An 18,090-nucleotide genomic window follows, 5' to 3' on the forward strand; every position below is an offset into this window, starting at 1 on the left:
CTTTTTAAAAGGAGCTTTTTTTATATCTTTATTTGCCTTTCAATTTGTTGGTCTAAAGAAATAAAAGTTTCTGTTCTAGAAACACCAGATATAGATTGAATATCACTATTTAATAAATGCATTAAATGCTCATTATCTTTACATAGTATTTTAATAAAAATACTCCAATTTCCTGTGGTATAGTGGCACTCTAAAACTTCAGGTATTTTTTTTAATTGCTTAACAGCATCAGGATTACTAACAGCTTTATCTAAATATACACCAACAAAAGCCATTGTTGTGTAGCCTAAAACTTTAGGGTTAATTATAAATTTAGAACCAGCAATTAATCCAGATTTTTCTAATTTTCTTAAACGTTGATGTATGGCAGCACCAGAAATACCAACTTGTCTAGCGATTTCTAAAACCGATGTTCTAGCATCTGCCATTAAAGCACGAAGTATCTTTTTATCGATACCATCTATATGTATATTTTGATTTTTAATTTTCATATTTAAACGTGTAGCAGAAATAAATGTTTTAGATTAAAACATAAAAATACAAAATGGATATTAAATTGAAATCTTAATAGTTTTAATAACTAAATATTTAAAGGGTTGTAGCCTAAATAATCAACATTTTTTTCTTTAAATACAACACCAAACGCTTCCAATTCTTTTAAAATAGGGTCATAAACCTCTTTGCTAATAGGTCTTAATATTCCCGGTGTTGTAATTTTTTTATTCAGTATTGCTAATGCAGCAATTGCAACAGGTAATCCAACTGTTTTTGCCATTGCAGTATACGTTTGGTCTTCTCCAAGAGCAACCATTGTAGAATCTATTTGGTGCTTTTTCCCGTTTAATTCGTAGCCAAACTTATGGTACATTACTATCATATCTTTGTCTTGAGGATCAAGAGTCCAACTATCCATTAATATTTTTTGTAATATTTGTGCAGGAGTAGCTTTATCTAATTCAACCATTTTTGTTGCACTAAAAATATCTAACTCTACAAATTTATCCCATATAATATCGTCTTGCTCAATTTTTAAGGCATGTCTAAACTTTAATTCTACAGAGTCTGTTGGACTATATGGTAAAAATGAATTCACAAAATCACGGTAACTCATGTTTTTACTATCGTCTATAGTGTAGCTATCATCTGTCATGCCAAGAGCAACAAATACATTCCATGCACGACTAAAACCAACACGACGAATAGTTCCTCGATATAACGTTTTAACATCTTCTAAACCATAAATGTTTTGATACTTTAAAGAGTCTCTATTAGCATAAGCTTCAAAACGACCAAAACCATCAACATCTAAAAATTCTGTTCTACGAAACAATCTATTATAAGGTATATATTTATATGTGCCTTCTTGTAAAAATTTTGCTGCGCTACCTTGCCCGGCAACAACTACGTTTCTTGGGTTCCAAGTAAACTTATAATTCCATAAATTAGTATCACTTTCTGGTGCAACTAATCCACCAGTAAACGATTCAAATAAAATCATTTTACCACCTTTATCTTCAATACGGTCTATTACTTGCATAGCACTCATATGGTCGATACCAGGATCAACACCAATCTCATTCATAAATATTAAACCTTTTGCTTTAGCTTGAGTATCTAAAGCTTGCATTTCATCACTAACATAAGATGCTGTGACCATGTTTTTATTATAAGTGATGCAGTCTTTTGCAACTTCTATATGAAACCTAGCTGGTAGCATAGAAATAATAATATCTGCAGCTTTAACAGCTTCAACTCTAGAGTCACTATTAAAAACATCTAAAGTTATTGCTTTTGCATTAGGATGATTGTTAGTCAATTTCAAAGCATTTGCAATTTGTAAATCTCCAACAGTTATAAATAGATTTTCTTGAGTAGACTTGTCTAACAAGTATTTAATTAAGTATGATGTAGATTTTCCAGAGCCTATTACTAAAATGTTTCTCATATTTAAATTGATATTAACTAATTTTGTTTCAACGAATGTACTAAAATGCAAACGTTATAAAAACTCTAAGTACATATTTATATGAATAAGAAAATATTGATTTTAGGAGCCATTTATGGTGTTTTAGCGGTAGTAATTGGAGCGTTTGCTGCACATGGCTTAAAACCTAAAATACCTACTGAAGCTCTACAAACTTTCGAGACAGGTGTGCGTTACCAAATGTATCATGCATTATTGTTATTATTTATAGGAAATTTAGAACAAATTAGTACTAGAGCTAAAAGCATCATCTTTTGGTTAATATTTGTTGGAGTAATTTTATTTTCCTTCTCAATTTATGCATTAGCAACTAATACTCTTACAGCTTTTAACTTTAAAACTATTGGTTTTATTACACCTTTGGGAGGTTTGTTATTAATAGCAGCATGGCTAGTATTGTTAATAAACTTTTTAAAAGGTAGTAAGAATTAACGCATATTTATTTATAAATGTTATAATAATGTGTAGTTTTGTAGCTTAAACAACATACTAAATTATGGTAAACCATACACAATCTACGAAATCGATTTCGTTAGAACAATACGGTATTAAGAATGCTAATGTTCGATACCAACTATCTCCTGATGCATTGCATGATATCACGATTGAGAAAAACCAAGGTGTAGAATCATCTTCTGGAGCACTCGCTATTAAAACTGGTGAGTTTACAGGTCGCTCTCCAATGGATCGTTTTATTGTAAAAGATGATATCACTAAAGATAGAATTTGGTGGGGAAATATTAATATTCCTTTTGATCCCAATAAATTTGATAAATTATACGATAAAGTCGTTAATTATTTATCTGAAAAAGAAGTGTTTGTTAGAGATAGCTATGCTTGTGCAGATGAAGATTATAAACTAAATATTCGTGTAATTAACGAGTTTCCATGGAGTAACATGTTTGCTTATAATATGTTTTTACGCCCAACTGAAGATGAGTTAAAAGACTTTTCTCCAGAGTGGACTATAGTAAATGCACCAGGTTTTATGGCAAACCCAGAAGAAGATGGAACACGCCAGCATAATTTTGCAATTTTAAATTTTGAAAAGAAAATTGCACTAATTGGTGGAACCGGTTATACAGGAGAAATTAAAAAAGGTATTTTCTCTGCATTAAATTTTATACTACCAGTTTTTAAAAATACATTACCAATGCACTGTAGTGCAAATGTTGGTAAAGATGGAGATACTGCTATTTTCTTTGGATTATCTGGAACAGGTAAAACAACCTTATCTACAGATCCAGATAGAAGTTTAATTGGTGACGATGAACATGGTTGGACTGCAGAAAATACTGTGTTTAATTTTGAAGGTGGTTGTTATGCTAAAGTAATAAACCTATCTCAAGAGCAAGAGCCAGAAATATTTGATGCTATTAAAAAAGGAGCTATTCTTGAGAATGTAAAAATGAATGATAAAGGAGAAGTAGATTTTGAAGATACTTCTATTACTCAAAATACACGAGTAAGTTACCCAATTCACCATATAGAAAATATTAAAACACCATCAATTGGTAAAAACCCAAAAAACATCTTCTTTTTAACAGCAGATGCTTTTGGAGTATTACCTCCAATATCTAAATTAACACCTGCACAAGCAGCTTACCATTTTATTTCTGGTTATACAGCTAAAGTAGCAGGTACAGAAGCAGGAGTAAAAGAACCACAACCTTCTTTTTCTGCTTGTTTTGGAGCACCTTTTATGCCATTACACCCAACTAAATATGCCGAGATGTTAAGCAAAAAAATGCTTGAGGCAAATGTAAATGTTTGGCTAATTAACACAGGTTGGTCTGGTGGATCTTATGGTGTAGGTAAACGTATGAAATTAAAATACACACGTGCTATGATTAATGCGGTTTTAAATGGTGATTTAGGGTTGTATAATTATGATGATTACCATATTCACTCTGTTTTTGGAGTAGCACAACCTAGAACGTGTCCAGGTGTCCCAACCGAAGTATTAAGCCCAAGAGCAACATGGAATAATGATAAAGCATATTATGACACTGCTTTTAAATTAGCCAATGCGTTTAGAAAAAACTTTGAACAATTTGAAGAGCACGCTAGCGAAGAAGTTAGACGTGGAGGACCACAACGTTATGGTTATTAATAATTATCTGCTAAACTAAAAAAGGCTTCTCATTTGAGAAGCCTTTTTTTTTAATAAATATATTACTACTTTTTATTAGCAGCAGTTATATACTTTTTTAATGCCATAGTCATAGAAGGCGTTTCTGGAGTTGGAGCAGCAATATCTACTCTTAAACCTTTAGCTTCTACAGCTTTTATTGTCGTGTTGCCAAATACCGCTATACGTGTATCGTTTTGTTTAAAATCTGGAAAGTTATGGAATAAAGATTCTATACCACTTGGGCTAAAGAATACTAAAATATCGTAAGTTACATTTTCTAAATCAGATAAATCACTAATTACCGTTTTGTAAAATACTGCTTCTTTCCAGTTTACTCCTAAATCATTAAGTACTTTTGGTACTTCAGGCTTCAATTTATCGGCAGCAGGAAGTAAAAAGTTTTCATCTTTATATTTTTTAATTAAAGGAGAAAGTTCTGTAAAAGTCCTTTTTCCAACATAAATTTTACGTTTTCTATAGACTACATATTTTTGTAAATAATAGGCAACTGCTTCAGACTGGCAAAAATATTTCATTGAGTCTGGAACTTTAAATCGCATTTCTTCTGCAACTCTAAAAAAATGATCAACAGCATTTCTACTAGTTAAAATAATAGCAGAGAATTTACTCAAATCAATTTTTTGTTGTCTTATTTCTTTTGAGGGAACGCCTTCAACATGTATAAATGGTCTGAAGTCAATTTTAACTTTCTGTTTCTCAGAGAGATCAAAATACGGCGAATTTTCTATTTTAGGTTCTGGTTGCGAGACTAAAATTGTTTTCACTTTCATACTTAATAGCTTTGTTAATTACCTTACAACGTTGTAAGAGACTTGTATAAAATCACATAAGGTGAAATTTCAAGTGTGCAAAGATACAAAATAAAATAAATTATGTGGTTTTTTATTAAGCTTAGATTTTTTTTATAGAATAAAAATATTCCTATAGTATGCACTATAAATAATATTAAGCCAATTGCAATAAGTAAACTTTTACTTGGTACTAAGCTGTATATTAATATTGCATTTATTGGTATTAATAATAAACCTAAAAAATTTTTATAGCTTATTTTTTCAAACAGGTAATTTTTAATAACAGAATCTAAATTTAAAATACTACTTATTAAACGCTCAATTAATACTTTAATTAAAATAAAAATTCCAATACCAATGGCTGTTTTAAGTAAAAGTAAGTTTAAATTTATAGTGTCTATACCAAAAAACGTTTTATAGGTTATTATACTAAATATAGCTAAACCTATAATTAAATTTAAAAAAAGGAAACCTTCAAAAACATCTAAAAACTTTTGGTCTCTACCATAGATTTTTAAATATCTAAAATTAAATATGATTGCAGTAAAGTCTTGAAAACGTTTAGGAAACAGAACCTTTATTATAGCTAATATTAATAAACAAGCTAATAATAACAAGGTAAATATTTCATTATAATTTGTTGCTCTTAACATAACTGTAAAACTATTATAAATAATTATAGCTAAGTATATATTTATTAAGAAATATTTACAAATTTAAAAGATTCAAAATATGTACATTTGTCTCAAAATTAAAATACATAATGAGGGACGCTATTGTCATTATTCCAACTTATAATGAAATAGAAAATATTGAAACTATAATTAGAGCAGTTTTTGCTCAAAATAAAGCGTTCGATATTTTAGTGGTAGATGATAATTCACCAGACTTAACAGCGCTAAAAGTTAAAGAACTTCAGCAAGAATTTAAAAATCAATTATTTATTGAAGTTAGGAAGCAAAAATCTGGTTTAGGTACAGCCTACATACACGGTTTTAAATGGTGCTTAAACAAACATTATGATTTTATATTTGAAATGGATGCCGATTTTTCTCATAATCCAAAAGATTTAGAAAGGTTGTATAAAGCCTGTAAAATAGATGGTGCAGACCTAGCAATAGGTTCGCGTTACAAAAAAGGTGTTAACGTTGTTAATTGGCCATTAGGAAGAATTATTTTATCTTATGGAGCATCGCTATATGTAAAGCTAATTACAGGCATGCGTATTCAAGATGCAACAGCTGGATTTATATGTTATAAACGAAAAGTATTAGAAACTATAAATCTTGACGATGTAAAATTTATAGGTTATGCTTTTCAAATAGAAATGAAATTTAAAGCACACTTAAAACAATTTAAAATTGTTGAGGTCCCAGTGATATTTACAGATAGAACAAAAGGAAAATCTAAATTAAGTACAGGTATAATTTCTGAAGCTATTTTTGGAGTTATTTCAATGAAATTTAAAAGTTTATTAAACAAAAAATAATCATGAACGAGAGAATTACATTAATTAAAAATGCTAAAATTGTTAACGAAGACAATATTTTTGAAGGCGATATTTTAATTGAAGGTGAGATTATTACTAAAATAGCAAGCTCAATTAGTGCAAAATCTGCAGATGTAAATGTTTTTGATGCTGAAGGTAAATATGTTATTCCAGGAGCAATAGACGATCAAGTACATTTTCGTGAGCCAGGTTTAACACATAAAGCAAATATAGAAACCGAATCTCGTGCAGCAATTGCTGGTGGTATTACATCGTTTATAGAAATGCCAAATACTAACCCGCAAACAACTACAATAGAAAAATTAAACGATAAGTTTAATATAGCTAAAGAAACATCATACGCAAACTATTCGTTTATGTTTGGTGGTACAAATGATAATTTAGACGAAATTTTAAAAGTAGACCCAAAACAAGTTGCAGGTTTAAAATTGTTTTTAGGATCTTCAACAGGAAATATGCTAGTTGACAATCCAGAAGTCATAGAAAAAATATTTTCAAGTACAGATTTATTAATTTCTGTACATTGTGAAGACGAAGCAACAATTAAAAAAAATACAGAAATCTATAAAGCGCGTTACGGAGACGATATACCTGTAAACTTACATCCAATTATTAGAAGTGAAGACGCTTGTTATTTATCTTCTTCTAAAGCTATAGAGTTAGCTAAAAAAACAGGAGCACGATTACACGTTTTTCACTTATCTACAGCAAAAGAAACGGCGCTTTTTGATAACAAAACACCTTTAAAAGATAAAAAAATTACGGCAGAAGTTTGTATACATCACCTTTGGTTTAGTGATAAAGATTACGATGAAAAAGGAACGCTAATTAAATGGAATCCAGCTGTAAAAACCCAAAACGATAAAACCGAACTTTTAAAAGCTTTACTTGATAATAGAATAGATGTTATCGCAACAGATCATGCACCACATACTTTAGAAGAAAAAAAGAACGTTTATACAAAAGCACCAAGTGGAGGACCATTAGTGCAACACGCCTTACCAGCACTGTTAGAAATGCACCATCGCGGACAAATTTCTATTGAAAAAATTGTAGAAAAAATGTGCCATAATCCGGCAATATTATTTCAAGTAGAAAAAAGAGGATATATAAAAGAAGGCTATTACGCAGATTTAGTAATTGTAGATTTAAATAATCCTTGGACGGTTAAAAAAGATAATATTCTATATAAATGTGGTTGGTCTCCTTTTGAAGGAACAACTTTTAAATCACGCATTTCACACACATTTATAAATGGAGGTTTAGCTTATAAAAACTTTAAGTTTTACGATACTAAGTACGCAAAGCAATTAACATTTAACAGGTAATATGAAACTTAAACTTTTTACAATATCTCTAGTGTTTTTACTTTTAACCTCATGTTATAAAGTAGATAAACCTAGTAAGCCAGACAATTTACTAACCGAGAAGGAAATGGTTGCTATTTTGGTAGATATGGCAATCATGTCTTCGGCAAAAGGTATTAATAAAAAGAAAATTGAAGAAAACGGTATCACTCCAAATGTACATATATTTAAAAAACATAATATAGATAGTGTACGTTTTAGCCAGAGTAATAATTATTATGCATATGATATTAAAGAATATAATAATATTTATGTTCAAGTTAAAGATAGCTTAGAAGCTTTAAGAGAAAAATATAAAACAATTGAAGTAAAAGAGAAAAAAGAAAAGGCTAAACAAGATTCTTTAAAAAAAATTAAAGCTATAAAAACAGATTCAGTTTATAAGCTAAAAGGAAAAGCAAGTTTATTAAAATAGTATTTAATTCTTTTTAAAATATGATGCCGTTTCTTTAATAGACTCTTCTATGTTTTCAAAATTGAAACCTAAAGCTTTCTTAATTTTATCATTACTATAATTATCTATTGATAATGCAGATACTGCGTTATGCTTACTTAAAACCCTTCTTTTTCCAGTAAGTTTATGCTTAAGCCAGTCAAATCTCCAGAATAATTGCAACTGCCATTTTTTAACTTCTTTTTTAGGAGGTTTTACATTTAAGTATTTAGCCACAGTTTTAGTAAATGTCTTAAAAGATAAATTTTTGGCAACTAAAATAAAACGTTCGTTTTTTATAGGCGAATGCATTAAAAGCATCATGGCGTTTACAACATCTTTAACGCTTACATAACCTGTTATTCCTTTTGAGTAAAATGGAAGCCCATTATTTATTTTAGTAAAAAGATTTCCGCTACCATATTTCCAAATTCCTGGACCAATAATAATTCCAGGATTAACAATTACAGCATCTAAGCCTTCTTGAGTGCCACGCCATACTTCCATTTCAGCACCATACTTTGTAATCGCGTAAACGCTATTGTCTTTTTCGGTTTGCCACTCTGTGTTTTCGGTAATTTTTTTATTATTGTTTGTAGCGCCAATTGCTGCAATAGAACTTACATAACACAATTTTTTAATATTATGAGCTAAACATAAATTCACAATATTTGCGGTACCTTCAATATTTGTTTTCTTTAACAAATGAAATTTGTCTGGCTCAAAAGAAACAAAAGCAGCGCAATGGTAAACTAATGTTACATTGCTAAAAGCATCATTTAATGCAGGAATATTATTCAAATCGGCTTTACACCATTCTATAGCATTAAATAAAGATTCTGTATTGTTAGTGTAATATGAAAAAATACGCTTTACAGTTGTAAATTTTTTCTCATCACGATAGATAGCTCGCACCTTTTTTTTCTCACTTATTAATTTAAAAATTAAATGTGCGCCTACTAAACCAGTTCCTCCAGTAACTAAAATCATAAATTCGAAGGTAATAAATATTCATTATTGTACCGTATTTCTGCATTGATTTATATCTTTGCTACTGTAAATTAACAAAGCAATAAAAATGGCGAATAAATTTGTAGAAGAATTACGTTGGAGAGGAATGGTACATGATATCATGCCTGGAACCGAAGACCAATTAAGTAAAGAAATGACCACAGCTTATATTGGTTTCGATCCCACTAGCGACTCTTTACATATTGGTAGTTTAGTGCCAATAATTTTATTGGTGCATTTAGAAAAAGCAGGACACAAACCTATAGCTCTAGTTGGTGGAGCAACTGGTATGATTGGAGATCCTTCTGGAAAAAGTGACGAGCGTAATTTGTTAGATGAGAAAACTTTAGCACATAATGTTGCTGGTATAAAAAGCGTGTTATCTCGCTTTTTAGACTTTAACTCTACACAAAAAAACGCACCAGTTTTAGTTAATAATTACGACTGGATGAAAAACTTTAGCTTTATAGATTTTGCTCGTGACGTTGGAAAACGTTTAACAGTAAATTACATGATGGCTAAAGACTCTGTTAAAAAACGTTTGTCTGGCGAAGAAGGAAGCGTTGGTATGAGTTTTACAGAGTTTACTTACCAGTTAATTCAAGGATATGATTTTTACCATTTACATAAAGAAATGGGTTGTAAACTTCAAATGGGAGGAAGCGACCAATGGGGAAATATAACAACAGGAACAGAGCTTGTAAGACGAATGAATGTTGGTGATGAAACGGCTAAAGCCTATGCCATGACATGTCCATTAATAACAAAAGCAGATGGTTCTAAATTTGGTAAAAGTGAAGGTGGAAATGTATGGTTAGATGCAGATAAAACTTCGGTTTACAAATTTTACCAATTCTGGTTAAATACAACAGATGAAGATGCCGAAAAGTATATTAAAATTTTTACTTTTCTAGATAAAGAAACTATTGAAAGTTTAGTTACAGAACATAAAGAAACACCACATTTACGTTTATTACAAAAACGCTTAGCAAAAGAAGTAACAACTTTTGTACATAGCGAAGCAGATTTTTTAAACGCTGAAAAAGCATCAGGTATATTATTTAGCAAAACGTTTAATGAAGATATAAGAACATTAGACGAAAAATTATTTCTGGATGTTTTTGAAGGTGTGCCTCAAGCCGAACTGCCTAAAGCAGATTTAGAAAACGGAATAGACATGATTGCTGCACTTGCTGCTAAAACCAATTTTTTAAACAGTAATGGTGAAGCTAGACGTGCACTAAAAGAAAACGCGGTTTCTGTAAATAAAGAAAAAGTAAAAGAAGACTATTTAATTACCAATAAAGATTTAATAAATGGTAAATATGTAGTATTAAATAAAGGAAAGAAAAATACTTATATAATTAAAGTAGTTTAAATATTTAAAGCTACGTTTTATAAAATAAAAACCTCATTACTTAATAGTAGTAATGAGGTTTTTTTAATCTAAAATTCTTAAAAAGAAGAAGCCCGAAAGCAAAGTTGCAATCGGACTTCTAAAAATTAGTTAACCAACTAAAACTAATTTTTCTTTCACATAACACTTAATTAATCTTTTTGACTAATTAATCTCCAACTTTGGTCGGCTTTTTTTATCAAACCTTTCACATCATTTTCTAACCAAGAATCTAATGTGTTATTTCCCCAAGAATTGTAGAATAAATAAAGTTTTCCATCACGTACTTCAAACGTTTCAGGATTTATAGACACTTTCTTTCCTTTTTCTGCTATTGCATACGCACAATAACCGCCATACTGTGGGATATATTGTTCAGGGTTAGTGTTAAATTTTTCTAAATGTGCTTTAGTGCTAAATTTATACTTAGCACCATCAAAAGTTGCAGTGTAATTTTTGTTTCCTTTTTCTGCCTTATTATTAAAATAAGACACCACATCATAACCTTCGGCTACAAAACCTTTTTTGGTATTATAATCTGTTTGTGCTTGCACTGCAATAATTCCAAATAGAAAAATATATACTATAACTTTCATATTTTCTTTGTCGCAATAGATACGTAAAATTTACAGTAAGGGTTTTAAAAAAATTTAATTTATAATACCATTAAGTTACAACCTCTAATATCACTAGTGTCAAAACGTCCAATAACTTCAAATGAACCATCTTGTTTTACTTTACCTAAATCTTGAGTTGCAATAAAAGCGCAGGAGTTAATATTTGCTAAGTCTATTATATTAATGCCACCAGTTTTACCTGTTTTTAATATGGTAAGTGCATCTTCTGTATCGCGTGTGTAAATTTGCATCCATGGCGGAGAGTTAAATACGCCGTGACCTTTAGAGTAAGCTTGGCTTAAAAGCTCTGTCATACCATATTCGCTATGTATTTGCTTAACTCCAAAACCAGCTTTTAAAATATTATGTAAATCTTGACGAATAAGCTCTTTACGTCTGCCTTTCATACCACCAGTTTCCATTATAATGGTGTTTTTTAAATTGAAAGTTTCAAACTCTACAAGATCTAAAAGTGCGAATGATACGCCTAATAGCAATACTTTTTTACCTGCTGCATCAAGCTTTTTTAAAACAGTACTTAAAGCTGAAAGATTATCTAAATAAAAACCACTTTCGTTAAACTTAGAATCTTTAATTAAGCTATCTGCCATATAAATTAGCGATGAGCCTTCACGCTCTAAATAACTAGGAAGCAAAGCTAACACCACATAGTCTTCAATATTGCCGTAAAAGTGCTTAAAAGCTGTTTTAAAACTGTTTTCGTAGACCGTTAAATCTGTAACCAGATGTTTACTTGTTAAGCTACCAGTTGTACCGCTACTAGTAAACGTTTTCTCAACAGGATTTGTACTGCTTAATACTTGGTGCGATTTAAAAAACTGAATGGGTAAAAAAGGAATGTCTTCTACTTGTTTAACATCACTTGGGTGCTTGTAAAGTAAATCGCAAAACGAACGATAAACCAAATTATTTTCAAACTGAAATTTAAAAACAGACAAAGCCAATGCATTAAATTGGTCTTTGGTTTTAATATTAAAAATGTGGTTTTGGTCTATCATTTTACAAAGGCAAAAATAAACAGCAAAAATAAACAAAAAGAGCGTTACCATTGGCAACGCTCTTTTAAAAATGTATAAGTATAGAGATTACTTAATTACTAATTTTTTAGTAGTAGTCGCTCCATTTTGGTTTAAGTTTAAAATATAAACTCCACTTTTAAGAGAAGATACATTTAAACGGTTGTTTATTGTTTGAGATAACACTTTTTTACCTAAAACATCAAAAACACTTACGTTAATAGCTTCGTTAGATGCTGTTGTAATGTTTACAAAACCGTTAGATGCTGGATTTGGATAAACAGAAAATTCTGTATTTTCAAAGTTTTCAGTTGAAAGTGTTGAAGCGTCAGTCCAAATAAATTCATCAACCATTATTCTTTCAGTCGAACCATTAGAAATAAATCTAATTTGTATATTGTCACTATTGTCATTTATAGTGCCTGAAAATAAACTATAATCAGAAGAATCTGATAATGTAGCATTGTTAATAGTAGCTACATTAGTCCAATTTGTTCCATCAACAGAATATTCTAAAGAAAAATCTGGAGATGGACTAGCATCCCATCTTCTTACTTGAACACTAAAAGTTGTTACACCACCTGAAGCAATGTTAAAAGTTAAACTAGACGTTGCGTTATTTCTTAATCTAACAGCATAAGTTGAGTTTAAATATGTCCTGTCCGAACCATTTTGAGTTCCAGAAGTTTCTCTTAAAGTACTATTTGATGTAAAAGAAAATAGACCTTCATTGTAAACTTGAGAACTATAACCAGAACCAAGTGTTGTCCAATTAGCAGCCGTATCGAAATTGATAGTGGTTGTAGTTTGTGCACTTAAACTAAGTGTAATTAGTAATAAAAATAAAAAGTAAAATTTTTTCATATTGTGTTGTTTTAAATTTAAGTGATAAAAATAGCTAAAAAAAATAGGCTAGTAAAAAACACCAGCCTATTTAACAATAACTTAATATTGGTTTTATTCTATAACTAGCTTTTTAGTAGTAGTCGCTCCGTTTTGAGAGATTTTTACTAAGTAAACACCTGTTTTTAAACTAGATACGTTTAACGTGTTGTTTGTTAATGTTTGTGTAATAACTTGTTTTCCTAAAATATCGAAAACAGCAACAGTGGCTTCACCATTTGAAGTGGTTTTAATATTTACAATACCTGTACTTGTTGGGTTTGGGTATATTGAGAAATTTGCTTCTTGTTCAAAAGAATCTGTACTTAAAGTAACATCATCTAAATCACGAGCAGTAACTTGTGGGGCACCACCAAATTCTGCAACTAAAACAACTATATCGCCTTCTGTAACAGGAATTGGTTGTCCTATATAATCGGCTTCAGCAAAACTAGTTCTAAAAACCATAGACGATGGCATTACATTAGAAGCGTCATTTATTGTATAGTTTGTAGAAGCAGCAAAAGTACCTGTTTCAGTAAACGTTACATCGTTTATTCTTACTAATTCAGACTGGTAATCTGCAAAGTTTGTTAATAAAGTAGCAATTGTAACAACTTCTGGAGTTACAGGAGTACTTGCTACTACTGTGGCATCTGTATTTGGGTTAAATTGTAAAACACCGTTAAAAAATGAAACACCACCAGTAAGTCCACTCATACCATCACCAATAGCAAATGTAGTTGTAATATTTCCAGGAACATCATCAATTAATATTCCGGCAGATGCATCTTGTATATATTTTTGGTTTCTTGAAGTTCTTGTATACGTTACAGTTGGTACACTTTGTAATTGGTATACACCATCTGTTCCGTTAGCTTCAACATCTGCACGAAGAGCTGCAATATCTGCAACAACTGTTAATGCGCTAACACTAAATGAAGTCATTTGAGAATCTACAGTACCACCTTGATTAACTAAATCTACAGTTACATCATACATGCCACCATCTACAGTAGTAACAGCAAAAGGGCTTGTTACGTTTTGAGTTGTAGTACCATTAACAGTAATATTTACAATTTCATCAGTAGTATTTGCAGTTGTAAAAACAACATCAACATTAGTTGTTCCAGGATCAAAAGTAGTACCACTAGCAGGAGAGATAATAGCAACCGATGGGTTTGTAGAATTATTCATGATTTCGTTCCAATTATCAGCAACACGAACACCATCAATATTTACTTGAGGAATATTAGATGACTGACGAAAAGAAATTGCATTTACAGTTACTCCAGTGTTTCCTGTATTTGTAGCTTCAGGAGTAGCTGGTTCATTAGGTGTTACTGCAGAAAGAACATGTAAATTAGATACTCCACTAGCAATGTCATAAGAGAAAACTAATAGATAAGTAGTGTTTAAATTATATGGTGTTGTACCGTATGTTAAAGAACTTGAACTAGTCCCAATGCCAAATAATACATTTCCATTGCCATCGTCTTGAGCACCAACTCTTGCTGTAAATCCAGAAGAATTAAAGTGTAAAAAATAATTACCAGAACCTACAGCGCTTAAGTTAACTAAAGCACTACCATATGCAACACCAGAGGTAATATCTGGAAAACTTCTATTAACATCTTGAGAAGTACCTAATAAAGATGCAGAACCACCAATTCCAGATGAAGGATATCCAGACATAGATAAACTTGTAGTTTCATAAACAACAGGAGAAGCGCTTCCAGAGTGTTGTACCCAAGCACCATTACTAGCGGTAGTTAAATCACCAGTAACTGTACCGTAATCAAAATTCTCAGCTAAAATTTGACCGTAAGAAGCGGTAGTTAATAAAATCGTTAAAAATAAAAAGTAAATTTTTTTCATAATATTTTATATAAAATTAGAACTCAAATATACAAATAAATTAAAGCTACTTTATAAGTAAATTATTGTAGAAGTTATTTTTAACGATATAGTAACATTAAAAGCCTTAATTAGTAGTGGGTTTTTATAATATTTTGATTGTTAATGGCTTGCATGAGTTTTGTTAGAAATGGTGTTACCATAATGTTATTAATTATTTAAATATAGAAAATTGATGTAATAATTTTATCTTTACGCTAACTATTAAGGAATTATATTATAATGAATAACCAAGACATAAAAATTTTATTGGTAGATGATGAGCCAGATATTTTAGAAATTGTAGGCTATAATTTATCTCAAGAAGGATATAAAGTTAGTACTGCCTCTAACGGCGTTGAAGGTGTTAAAAAAGCAAAAAAAGAAAAGCCTCATTTAATTATTTTAGACGTAATGATGCCAGAAATGGACGGTATTGAAGCTTGCGAACAAATTAGAAAAGCACCAGATTTAAAAAACACAATAATTACTTTTTTAACAGCAAGAGGAGAAGACTATTCTCAAGTGGCAGGTTTTGATGCAGGAGCAGATGATTACATTACAAAACCTATTAAACCAAAATTACTATTAAGTAAGGTAAAAGCATTATTACGCCGCTTAAAAGCAGAAGACGGCAACGCAACAATTGTTAAAGTTGGAAAACTAACCATTAATAAAGAAGAGTATAAAATTATTTTAGAAGGCAAAGAAATTTTACTGCCTAAAAAAGAGTTTGAATTATTATCATTATTAGCTTCAAAGCCAGGAAAAGTGTTTAAAAGAGAAAATATTTTAGAGCGTATTTGGGGTAATGAAGTTGTTGTTGGTGGTCGTACAATAGATGTACATATTAGAAAAATTAGAGATAAAATTGGAGACAAGTCTATAAAAACAATAAAAGGTGTAGGTTATAAGTTTATTGAATAATGCAATTACGAAAAACATATAAATTTGCCTTTAAAACATCATTGTTACTAACAATAGTTTTAACACTCGTAGTGAGTGTTTTTTTATATATATTTTATTCGCTAAACCCAATACCATTAATTGTTTTTATAATCTTATGCTTTGTAACATCTTTCATTGTAATACAATATAGAGCACAAAACTTTATATATAAACGTGTTAAACAAATTTATGACGATTTAACCTTATTAGAGTCTGCTACTTTTAGAAAAAAAGGAATTACTACAGACATGTCTACGCTAAAAGAAGAAATAGACAGGTATGCAAAAGATAAAAAAATAGAGATTGAAACACTTAATGTAAGAGAAGAGTATAGAAAAGAATTTCTTGGTAATGTTTCTCATGAACTAAAAACACCTTTATTTACAGTACAAGGTTATTTAGAAACTTTAATAGATGGCGCAGCAAAAGATAAAAAAATAAGAGATAAATATCTAGATCGAGCTAATAAAGGCGTAGAGCGCTTAATTTATATAGTTAGAGATTTAGATATGATTACCAAATTAGAAGTTGGAGATATTAGGTTAGATTACGAAACGTTTGATATAATTGCATTAGTAGAAAGTGTTTTTGATTTATTTGAAATGAAAGCAGCAAAAAAGAACATTACTTTAATGTTCGATAGGGTTTATGAAAATGAAATTCTAGTACATGCAGACCGCGAAAAAATTCAACAAGTACTTACAAATTTAATAGTAAACTCTATTAAATATGGTAGAAAGAAAGGAACAACAGAAGTAAGTATAGAAAATTTAATTAAAAACAAAGTAATTGTTCGTGTAACAGATAACGGCGAAGGTATAGATAGCGAACATATACCAAGATTATTTGAAAGATTTTATCGAGTAGATAAAAGTGGTTCTAGAAAAGAAGGCGGATCAGGGTTAGGGTTATCTATAGTAAAACATATTATAGAAGGTCACGATGAGAAAATATACATTGAAAGTGAATTAGATGTTGGTAGTGAGTTTTCCTTTACCTTAGAAAAGGCTGAACAAACAATCTAAATTTGGATTATTGTAAACCATATTTAATCCAGAATAATTATCAATTGACTTTAATTTATCTACAGTAAATTCTTCTTGAGAACAAGTGGGAGCCAGCTTAAGAGTTTCAAAATAATTAGCTAAATATTCTTGTTCAAATTGGCCTGGTGTAGGTATAAAAAACGCTTTTTTACCTAACTTAGTTAGGTCCATTACAGTGGTGTAACCAGATCTGCAAATTATTAAATTACTGCTATTTATAGTTTTTTCTAAAGCTTTAGAAGTCATAAAATTATATACAGTAAACTGGCCAAATGTTTCGCAAGTTTGCTCAGGTTCAATAATACCTTTTATAAAAATTATATTCCCATTATAATGTTTTAATTCTTTAAATAATTTTTCAATGAGTAGAGAACGTTGAGGTTCTGGTCCAGAAATTAAAACCATAATATCGTATTTAATCTCACATTCAGCTTTACTTAATCTACTTAATGGTCCTAGATAAGTTATTTTAAAACTATCTATTTCATTGGTGTGACCAAGTTTACCGCTCAAACTAGGTTCGTTTTTAAAATCGGGTACCCAAATTGCATTAAACTTTGTCATTAAACTTTGATGAAGCTTAGAACTTAGTTGCGAAGTATTACCACTAAGAACATTAAGTTGGTGTGTAATAAAAACCGACGGTATACTATTATGTCTAACTCCAAATCTGTTGTCAGAAATTATACCAGAAAGCTTATGTTTTTCAACTAATGTCGCTGTGGCCTTTTTTTCTGCTTTTTTTGCTTTAATAACTTTTGGTGTTTGTGCAAGTAATTTCCACTTAAGGTTTGCTCCTTTTTTTGTATATTCTATATCGTAACTAGGTAAAGTTTCATGTTTAAGTTCGGGAAATTCTTTTTTTAATAAATGTAAAGCATCACCATCGCTAGCAATAATAGGTTCAAAATTATAATCAATTAGCCAATTAATTATTGGAATACATCTTGTGGCATGGCCAATTCCCCAATTCAGTGGAGCGATTAAAATTTTTTTCTTCATATAAATATCAAAGAT

The 18,090-nt window shown here is 30.2% G+C and carries 18 protein-coding genes; 8 read left to right on the plus strand and 10 right to left on the minus strand.

Annotation, left to right across the window (positions count from 1 at the left end; all coding sequences use genetic code 11):
• Positions 1-20 precede the first annotated feature (20 nt).
• Positions 21-491, minus strand: coding sequence for an Lrp/AsnC ligand binding domain-containing protein (locus BM549_RS10235; RefSeq protein ID WP_290470176.1), 471 nt, complete (start codon positions 489-491; stop codon positions 21-23).
• A gap of 89 nt (positions 492-580) precedes the next feature.
• Complete coding sequence (locus BM549_RS10240; protein ID WP_290470177.1) at positions 581-1,945, minus strand: saccharopine dehydrogenase C-terminal domain-containing protein; 1,365 nt, start codon at positions 1,943-1,945, stop codon at positions 581-583.
• Between the two features lie 81 nt (positions 1,946-2,026).
• On the opposite strand from BM549_RS10240, the gene BM549_RS10245 reads away from it, so the two are divergent.
• A complete protein-coding gene (locus BM549_RS10245; RefSeq protein WP_290470178.1) occupies positions 2,027-2,416 on the plus strand; it encodes a DUF423 domain-containing protein in 390 nt (129 codons plus the stop codon).
• A 64-nt stretch (positions 2,417-2,480) separates the two neighbouring features.
• Entirely contained in the window at positions 2,481-4,097 is a 1,617-nt protein-coding gene (gene pckA, locus BM549_RS10250) for a phosphoenolpyruvate carboxykinase (ATP) (RefSeq protein WP_290470179.1), read from the plus strand.
• 65 nt (positions 4,098-4,162) lie between these two features.
• Here the strand turns inward: pckA and BM549_RS10255 are convergent, their stop codons facing one another.
• Positions 4,163-4,909: a uroporphyrinogen-III synthase gene (locus tag BM549_RS10255; protein ID WP_290470180.1), complete on the minus strand. Its 747-nt coding sequence runs from the start codon at positions 4,907-4,909 to the stop codon at positions 4,163-4,165.
• Between the two features lie 23 nt (positions 4,910-4,932).
• Complete coding sequence (locus tag BM549_RS10260; protein ID WP_290470181.1) at positions 4,933-5,583, minus strand: DUF4271 domain-containing protein; 651 nt, start codon at positions 5,581-5,583, stop codon at positions 4,933-4,935.
• 110 nt (positions 5,584-5,693) lie between these two features.
• Between BM549_RS10260 and BM549_RS10265 the strand changes: the two genes are divergently transcribed.
• Genes BM549_RS10265 through BM549_RS10275 form a run of 3 tightly spaced genes read left to right on the plus strand, consistent with a single transcriptional unit; the run spans position 5,694 to position 8,222 of the window.
• Positions 5,694-6,419 carry a polyprenol monophosphomannose synthase gene (locus BM549_RS10265; RefSeq protein ID WP_290470182.1) on the plus strand — a complete coding sequence of 242 codons (726 nt, stop codon included), beginning with the start codon at positions 5,694-5,696 and terminating at the stop codon, positions 6,417-6,419.
• Positions 6,420-6,421: 2 nt separating this feature from the next.
• Complete coding sequence (locus BM549_RS10270) at positions 6,422-7,768, plus strand: dihydroorotase (protein ID WP_290470183.1); 1,347 nt, start codon at positions 6,422-6,424, stop codon at positions 7,766-7,768.
• Between the two features lies 1 nt (position 7,769).
• Positions 7,770-8,222, plus strand: a complete 453-nt coding sequence (locus BM549_RS10275) for a DUF4296 domain-containing protein (protein WP_290470184.1) — start codon at positions 7,770-7,772, stop codon at positions 8,220-8,222.
• A gap of 3 nt (positions 8,223-8,225) precedes the next feature.
• Here BM549_RS10275 and BM549_RS10280 read toward each other — a convergent pair whose 3' ends face one another.
• Positions 8,226-9,230, minus strand: a complete 1,005-nt coding sequence (locus BM549_RS10280; RefSeq protein WP_290470185.1) for an NAD-dependent epimerase/dehydratase family protein — start codon at positions 9,228-9,230, stop codon at positions 8,226-8,228.
• Positions 9,231-9,318: 88 nt separating this feature from the next.
• On the opposite strand from BM549_RS10280, the gene tyrS reads away from it, so the two are divergent.
• On the plus strand, positions 9,319-10,629 hold the full coding sequence (tyrS, locus tag BM549_RS10285) for a tyrosine--tRNA ligase (protein WP_290470186.1): 1,311 nt from the start codon (positions 9,319-9,321) through the stop codon (positions 10,627-10,629).
• 170 nt (positions 10,630-10,799) lie between these two features.
• Here tyrS and BM549_RS10290 read toward each other — a convergent pair whose 3' ends face one another.
• The 4 genes from BM549_RS10290 to BM549_RS10305 all read right to left on the minus strand — a co-directional run bounded on the left by BM549_RS10290 (position 10,800) and on the right by BM549_RS10305 (position 15,061).
• A complete protein-coding gene (locus tag BM549_RS10290; protein WP_290470187.1) occupies positions 10,800-11,243 on the minus strand; it encodes a YHS domain-containing (seleno)protein in 444 nt (147 codons plus the stop codon).
• 59 nt (positions 11,244-11,302) lie between these two features.
• A complete protein-coding gene (locus BM549_RS10295) occupies positions 11,303-12,283 on the minus strand; it encodes an acyl transferase (RefSeq protein WP_290470188.1) in 981 nt (326 codons plus the stop codon).
• 87 nt (positions 12,284-12,370) lie between these two features.
• The gene (locus tag BM549_RS10300; RefSeq protein WP_290470189.1) at positions 12,371-13,165 is read right to left on the minus strand and encodes a T9SS type A sorting domain-containing protein; all 795 of its coding nucleotides are present in this window, start codon (positions 13,163-13,165) and stop codon (positions 12,371-12,373) included.
• Positions 13,166-13,258: 93 nt separating this feature from the next.
• The gene (locus BM549_RS10305) at positions 13,259-15,061 is read right to left on the minus strand and encodes a T9SS type A sorting domain-containing protein (RefSeq protein WP_290470190.1); all 1,803 of its coding nucleotides are present in this window, start codon (positions 15,059-15,061) and stop codon (positions 13,259-13,261) included.
• Positions 15,062-15,322: 261 nt separating this feature from the next.
• Between BM549_RS10305 and BM549_RS10310 the strand changes: the two genes are divergently transcribed.
• The gene (locus tag BM549_RS10310; protein ID WP_290470191.1) at positions 15,323-16,006 is read left to right on the plus strand and encodes a response regulator transcription factor; all 684 of its coding nucleotides are present in this window, start codon (positions 15,323-15,325) and stop codon (positions 16,004-16,006) included.
• Positions 16,006-17,052: an ATP-binding protein gene (locus tag BM549_RS10315; protein WP_290470192.1), complete on the plus strand. Its 1,047-nt coding sequence runs from the start codon at positions 16,006-16,008 to the stop codon at positions 17,050-17,052. The genes BM549_RS10310 and BM549_RS10315 overlap by 1 nt, the downstream gene beginning before the upstream one ends.
• Here the strand turns inward: BM549_RS10315 and BM549_RS10320 are convergent.
• Positions 17,026-18,075: a glycosyltransferase gene (locus tag BM549_RS10320; RefSeq protein WP_290470193.1), complete on the minus strand. Its 1,050-nt coding sequence runs from the start codon at positions 18,073-18,075 to the stop codon at positions 17,026-17,028. The genes BM549_RS10315 and BM549_RS10320 overlap by 27 nt on opposite strands.
• Between the last annotated feature and the right edge of the window lie 15 nt (positions 18,076-18,090).

Source organism: Lacinutrix sp. MedPE-SW (assembly GCF_001874145.1).
In the GTDB taxonomy this organism is placed as follows: Bacteria; Bacteroidota; Bacteroidia; order Flavobacteriales; family Flavobacteriaceae; genus Lacinutrix.

Coding starts and splice junctions, on each gene's coding strand:
- BM549_RS10255 (WP_290470180.1), bottom strand. CDS start 4,909: ATGAAAGTGAAAACAATTTTAGTCTCGCAACCAGAACCTAAAATAGAA.
- pckA (WP_290470179.1), top strand. CDS start 2,481: ATGGTAAACCATACACAATCTACGAAATCGATTTCGTTAGAACAATAC.
- BM549_RS10290 (WP_290470187.1), bottom strand. CDS start 11,243: ATGAAAGTTATAGTATATATTTTTCTATTTGGAATTATTGCAGTGCAA.
- BM549_RS10240 (WP_290470177.1), bottom strand. CDS start 1,945: ATGAGAAACATTTTAGTAATAGGCTCTGGAAAATCTACATCATACTTA.
- BM549_RS10260 (WP_290470181.1), bottom strand. CDS start 5,583: ATGTTAAGAGCAACAAATTATAATGAAATATTTACCTTGTTATTATTA.
- BM549_RS10300 (WP_290470189.1), bottom strand. CDS start 13,165: ATGAAAAAATTTTACTTTTTATTTTTATTACTAATTACACTTAGTTTA.
- BM549_RS10275 (WP_290470184.1), top strand. CDS start 7,770: ATGAAACTTAAACTTTTTACAATATCTCTAGTGTTTTTACTTTTAACC.
- BM549_RS10235 (WP_290470176.1), bottom strand. CDS start 491: ATGAAAATTAAAAATCAAAATATACATATAGATGGTATCGATAAAAAG.
- BM549_RS10270 (WP_290470183.1), top strand. CDS start 6,422: ATGAACGAGAGAATTACATTAATTAAAAATGCTAAAATTGTTAACGAA.
- BM549_RS10310 (WP_290470191.1), top strand. CDS start 15,323: ATGAATAACCAAGACATAAAAATTTTATTGGTAGATGATGAGCCAGAT.
- BM549_RS10305 (WP_290470190.1), bottom strand. CDS start 15,061: ATGAAAAAAATTTACTTTTTATTTTTAACGATTTTATTAACTACCGCT.
- BM549_RS10245 (WP_290470178.1), top strand. CDS start 2,027: ATGAATAAGAAAATATTGATTTTAGGAGCCATTTATGGTGTTTTAGCG.
- BM549_RS10320 (WP_290470193.1), bottom strand. CDS start 18,075: ATGAAGAAAAAAATTTTAATCGCTCCACTGAATTGGGGAATTGGCCAT.
- BM549_RS10295 (WP_290470188.1), bottom strand. CDS start 12,283: ATGATAGACCAAAACCACATTTTTAATATTAAAACCAAAGACCAATTT.
- BM549_RS10265 (WP_290470182.1), top strand. CDS start 5,694: ATGAGGGACGCTATTGTCATTATTCCAACTTATAATGAAATAGAAAAT.
- tyrS (WP_290470186.1), top strand. CDS start 9,319: ATGGCGAATAAATTTGTAGAAGAATTACGTTGGAGAGGAATGGTACAT.
- BM549_RS10280 (WP_290470185.1), bottom strand. CDS start 9,230: ATGATTTTAGTTACTGGAGGAACTGGTTTAGTAGGCGCACATTTAATT.
- BM549_RS10315 (WP_290470192.1), top strand. CDS start 16,006: ATGCAATTACGAAAAACATATAAATTTGCCTTTAAAACATCATTGTTA.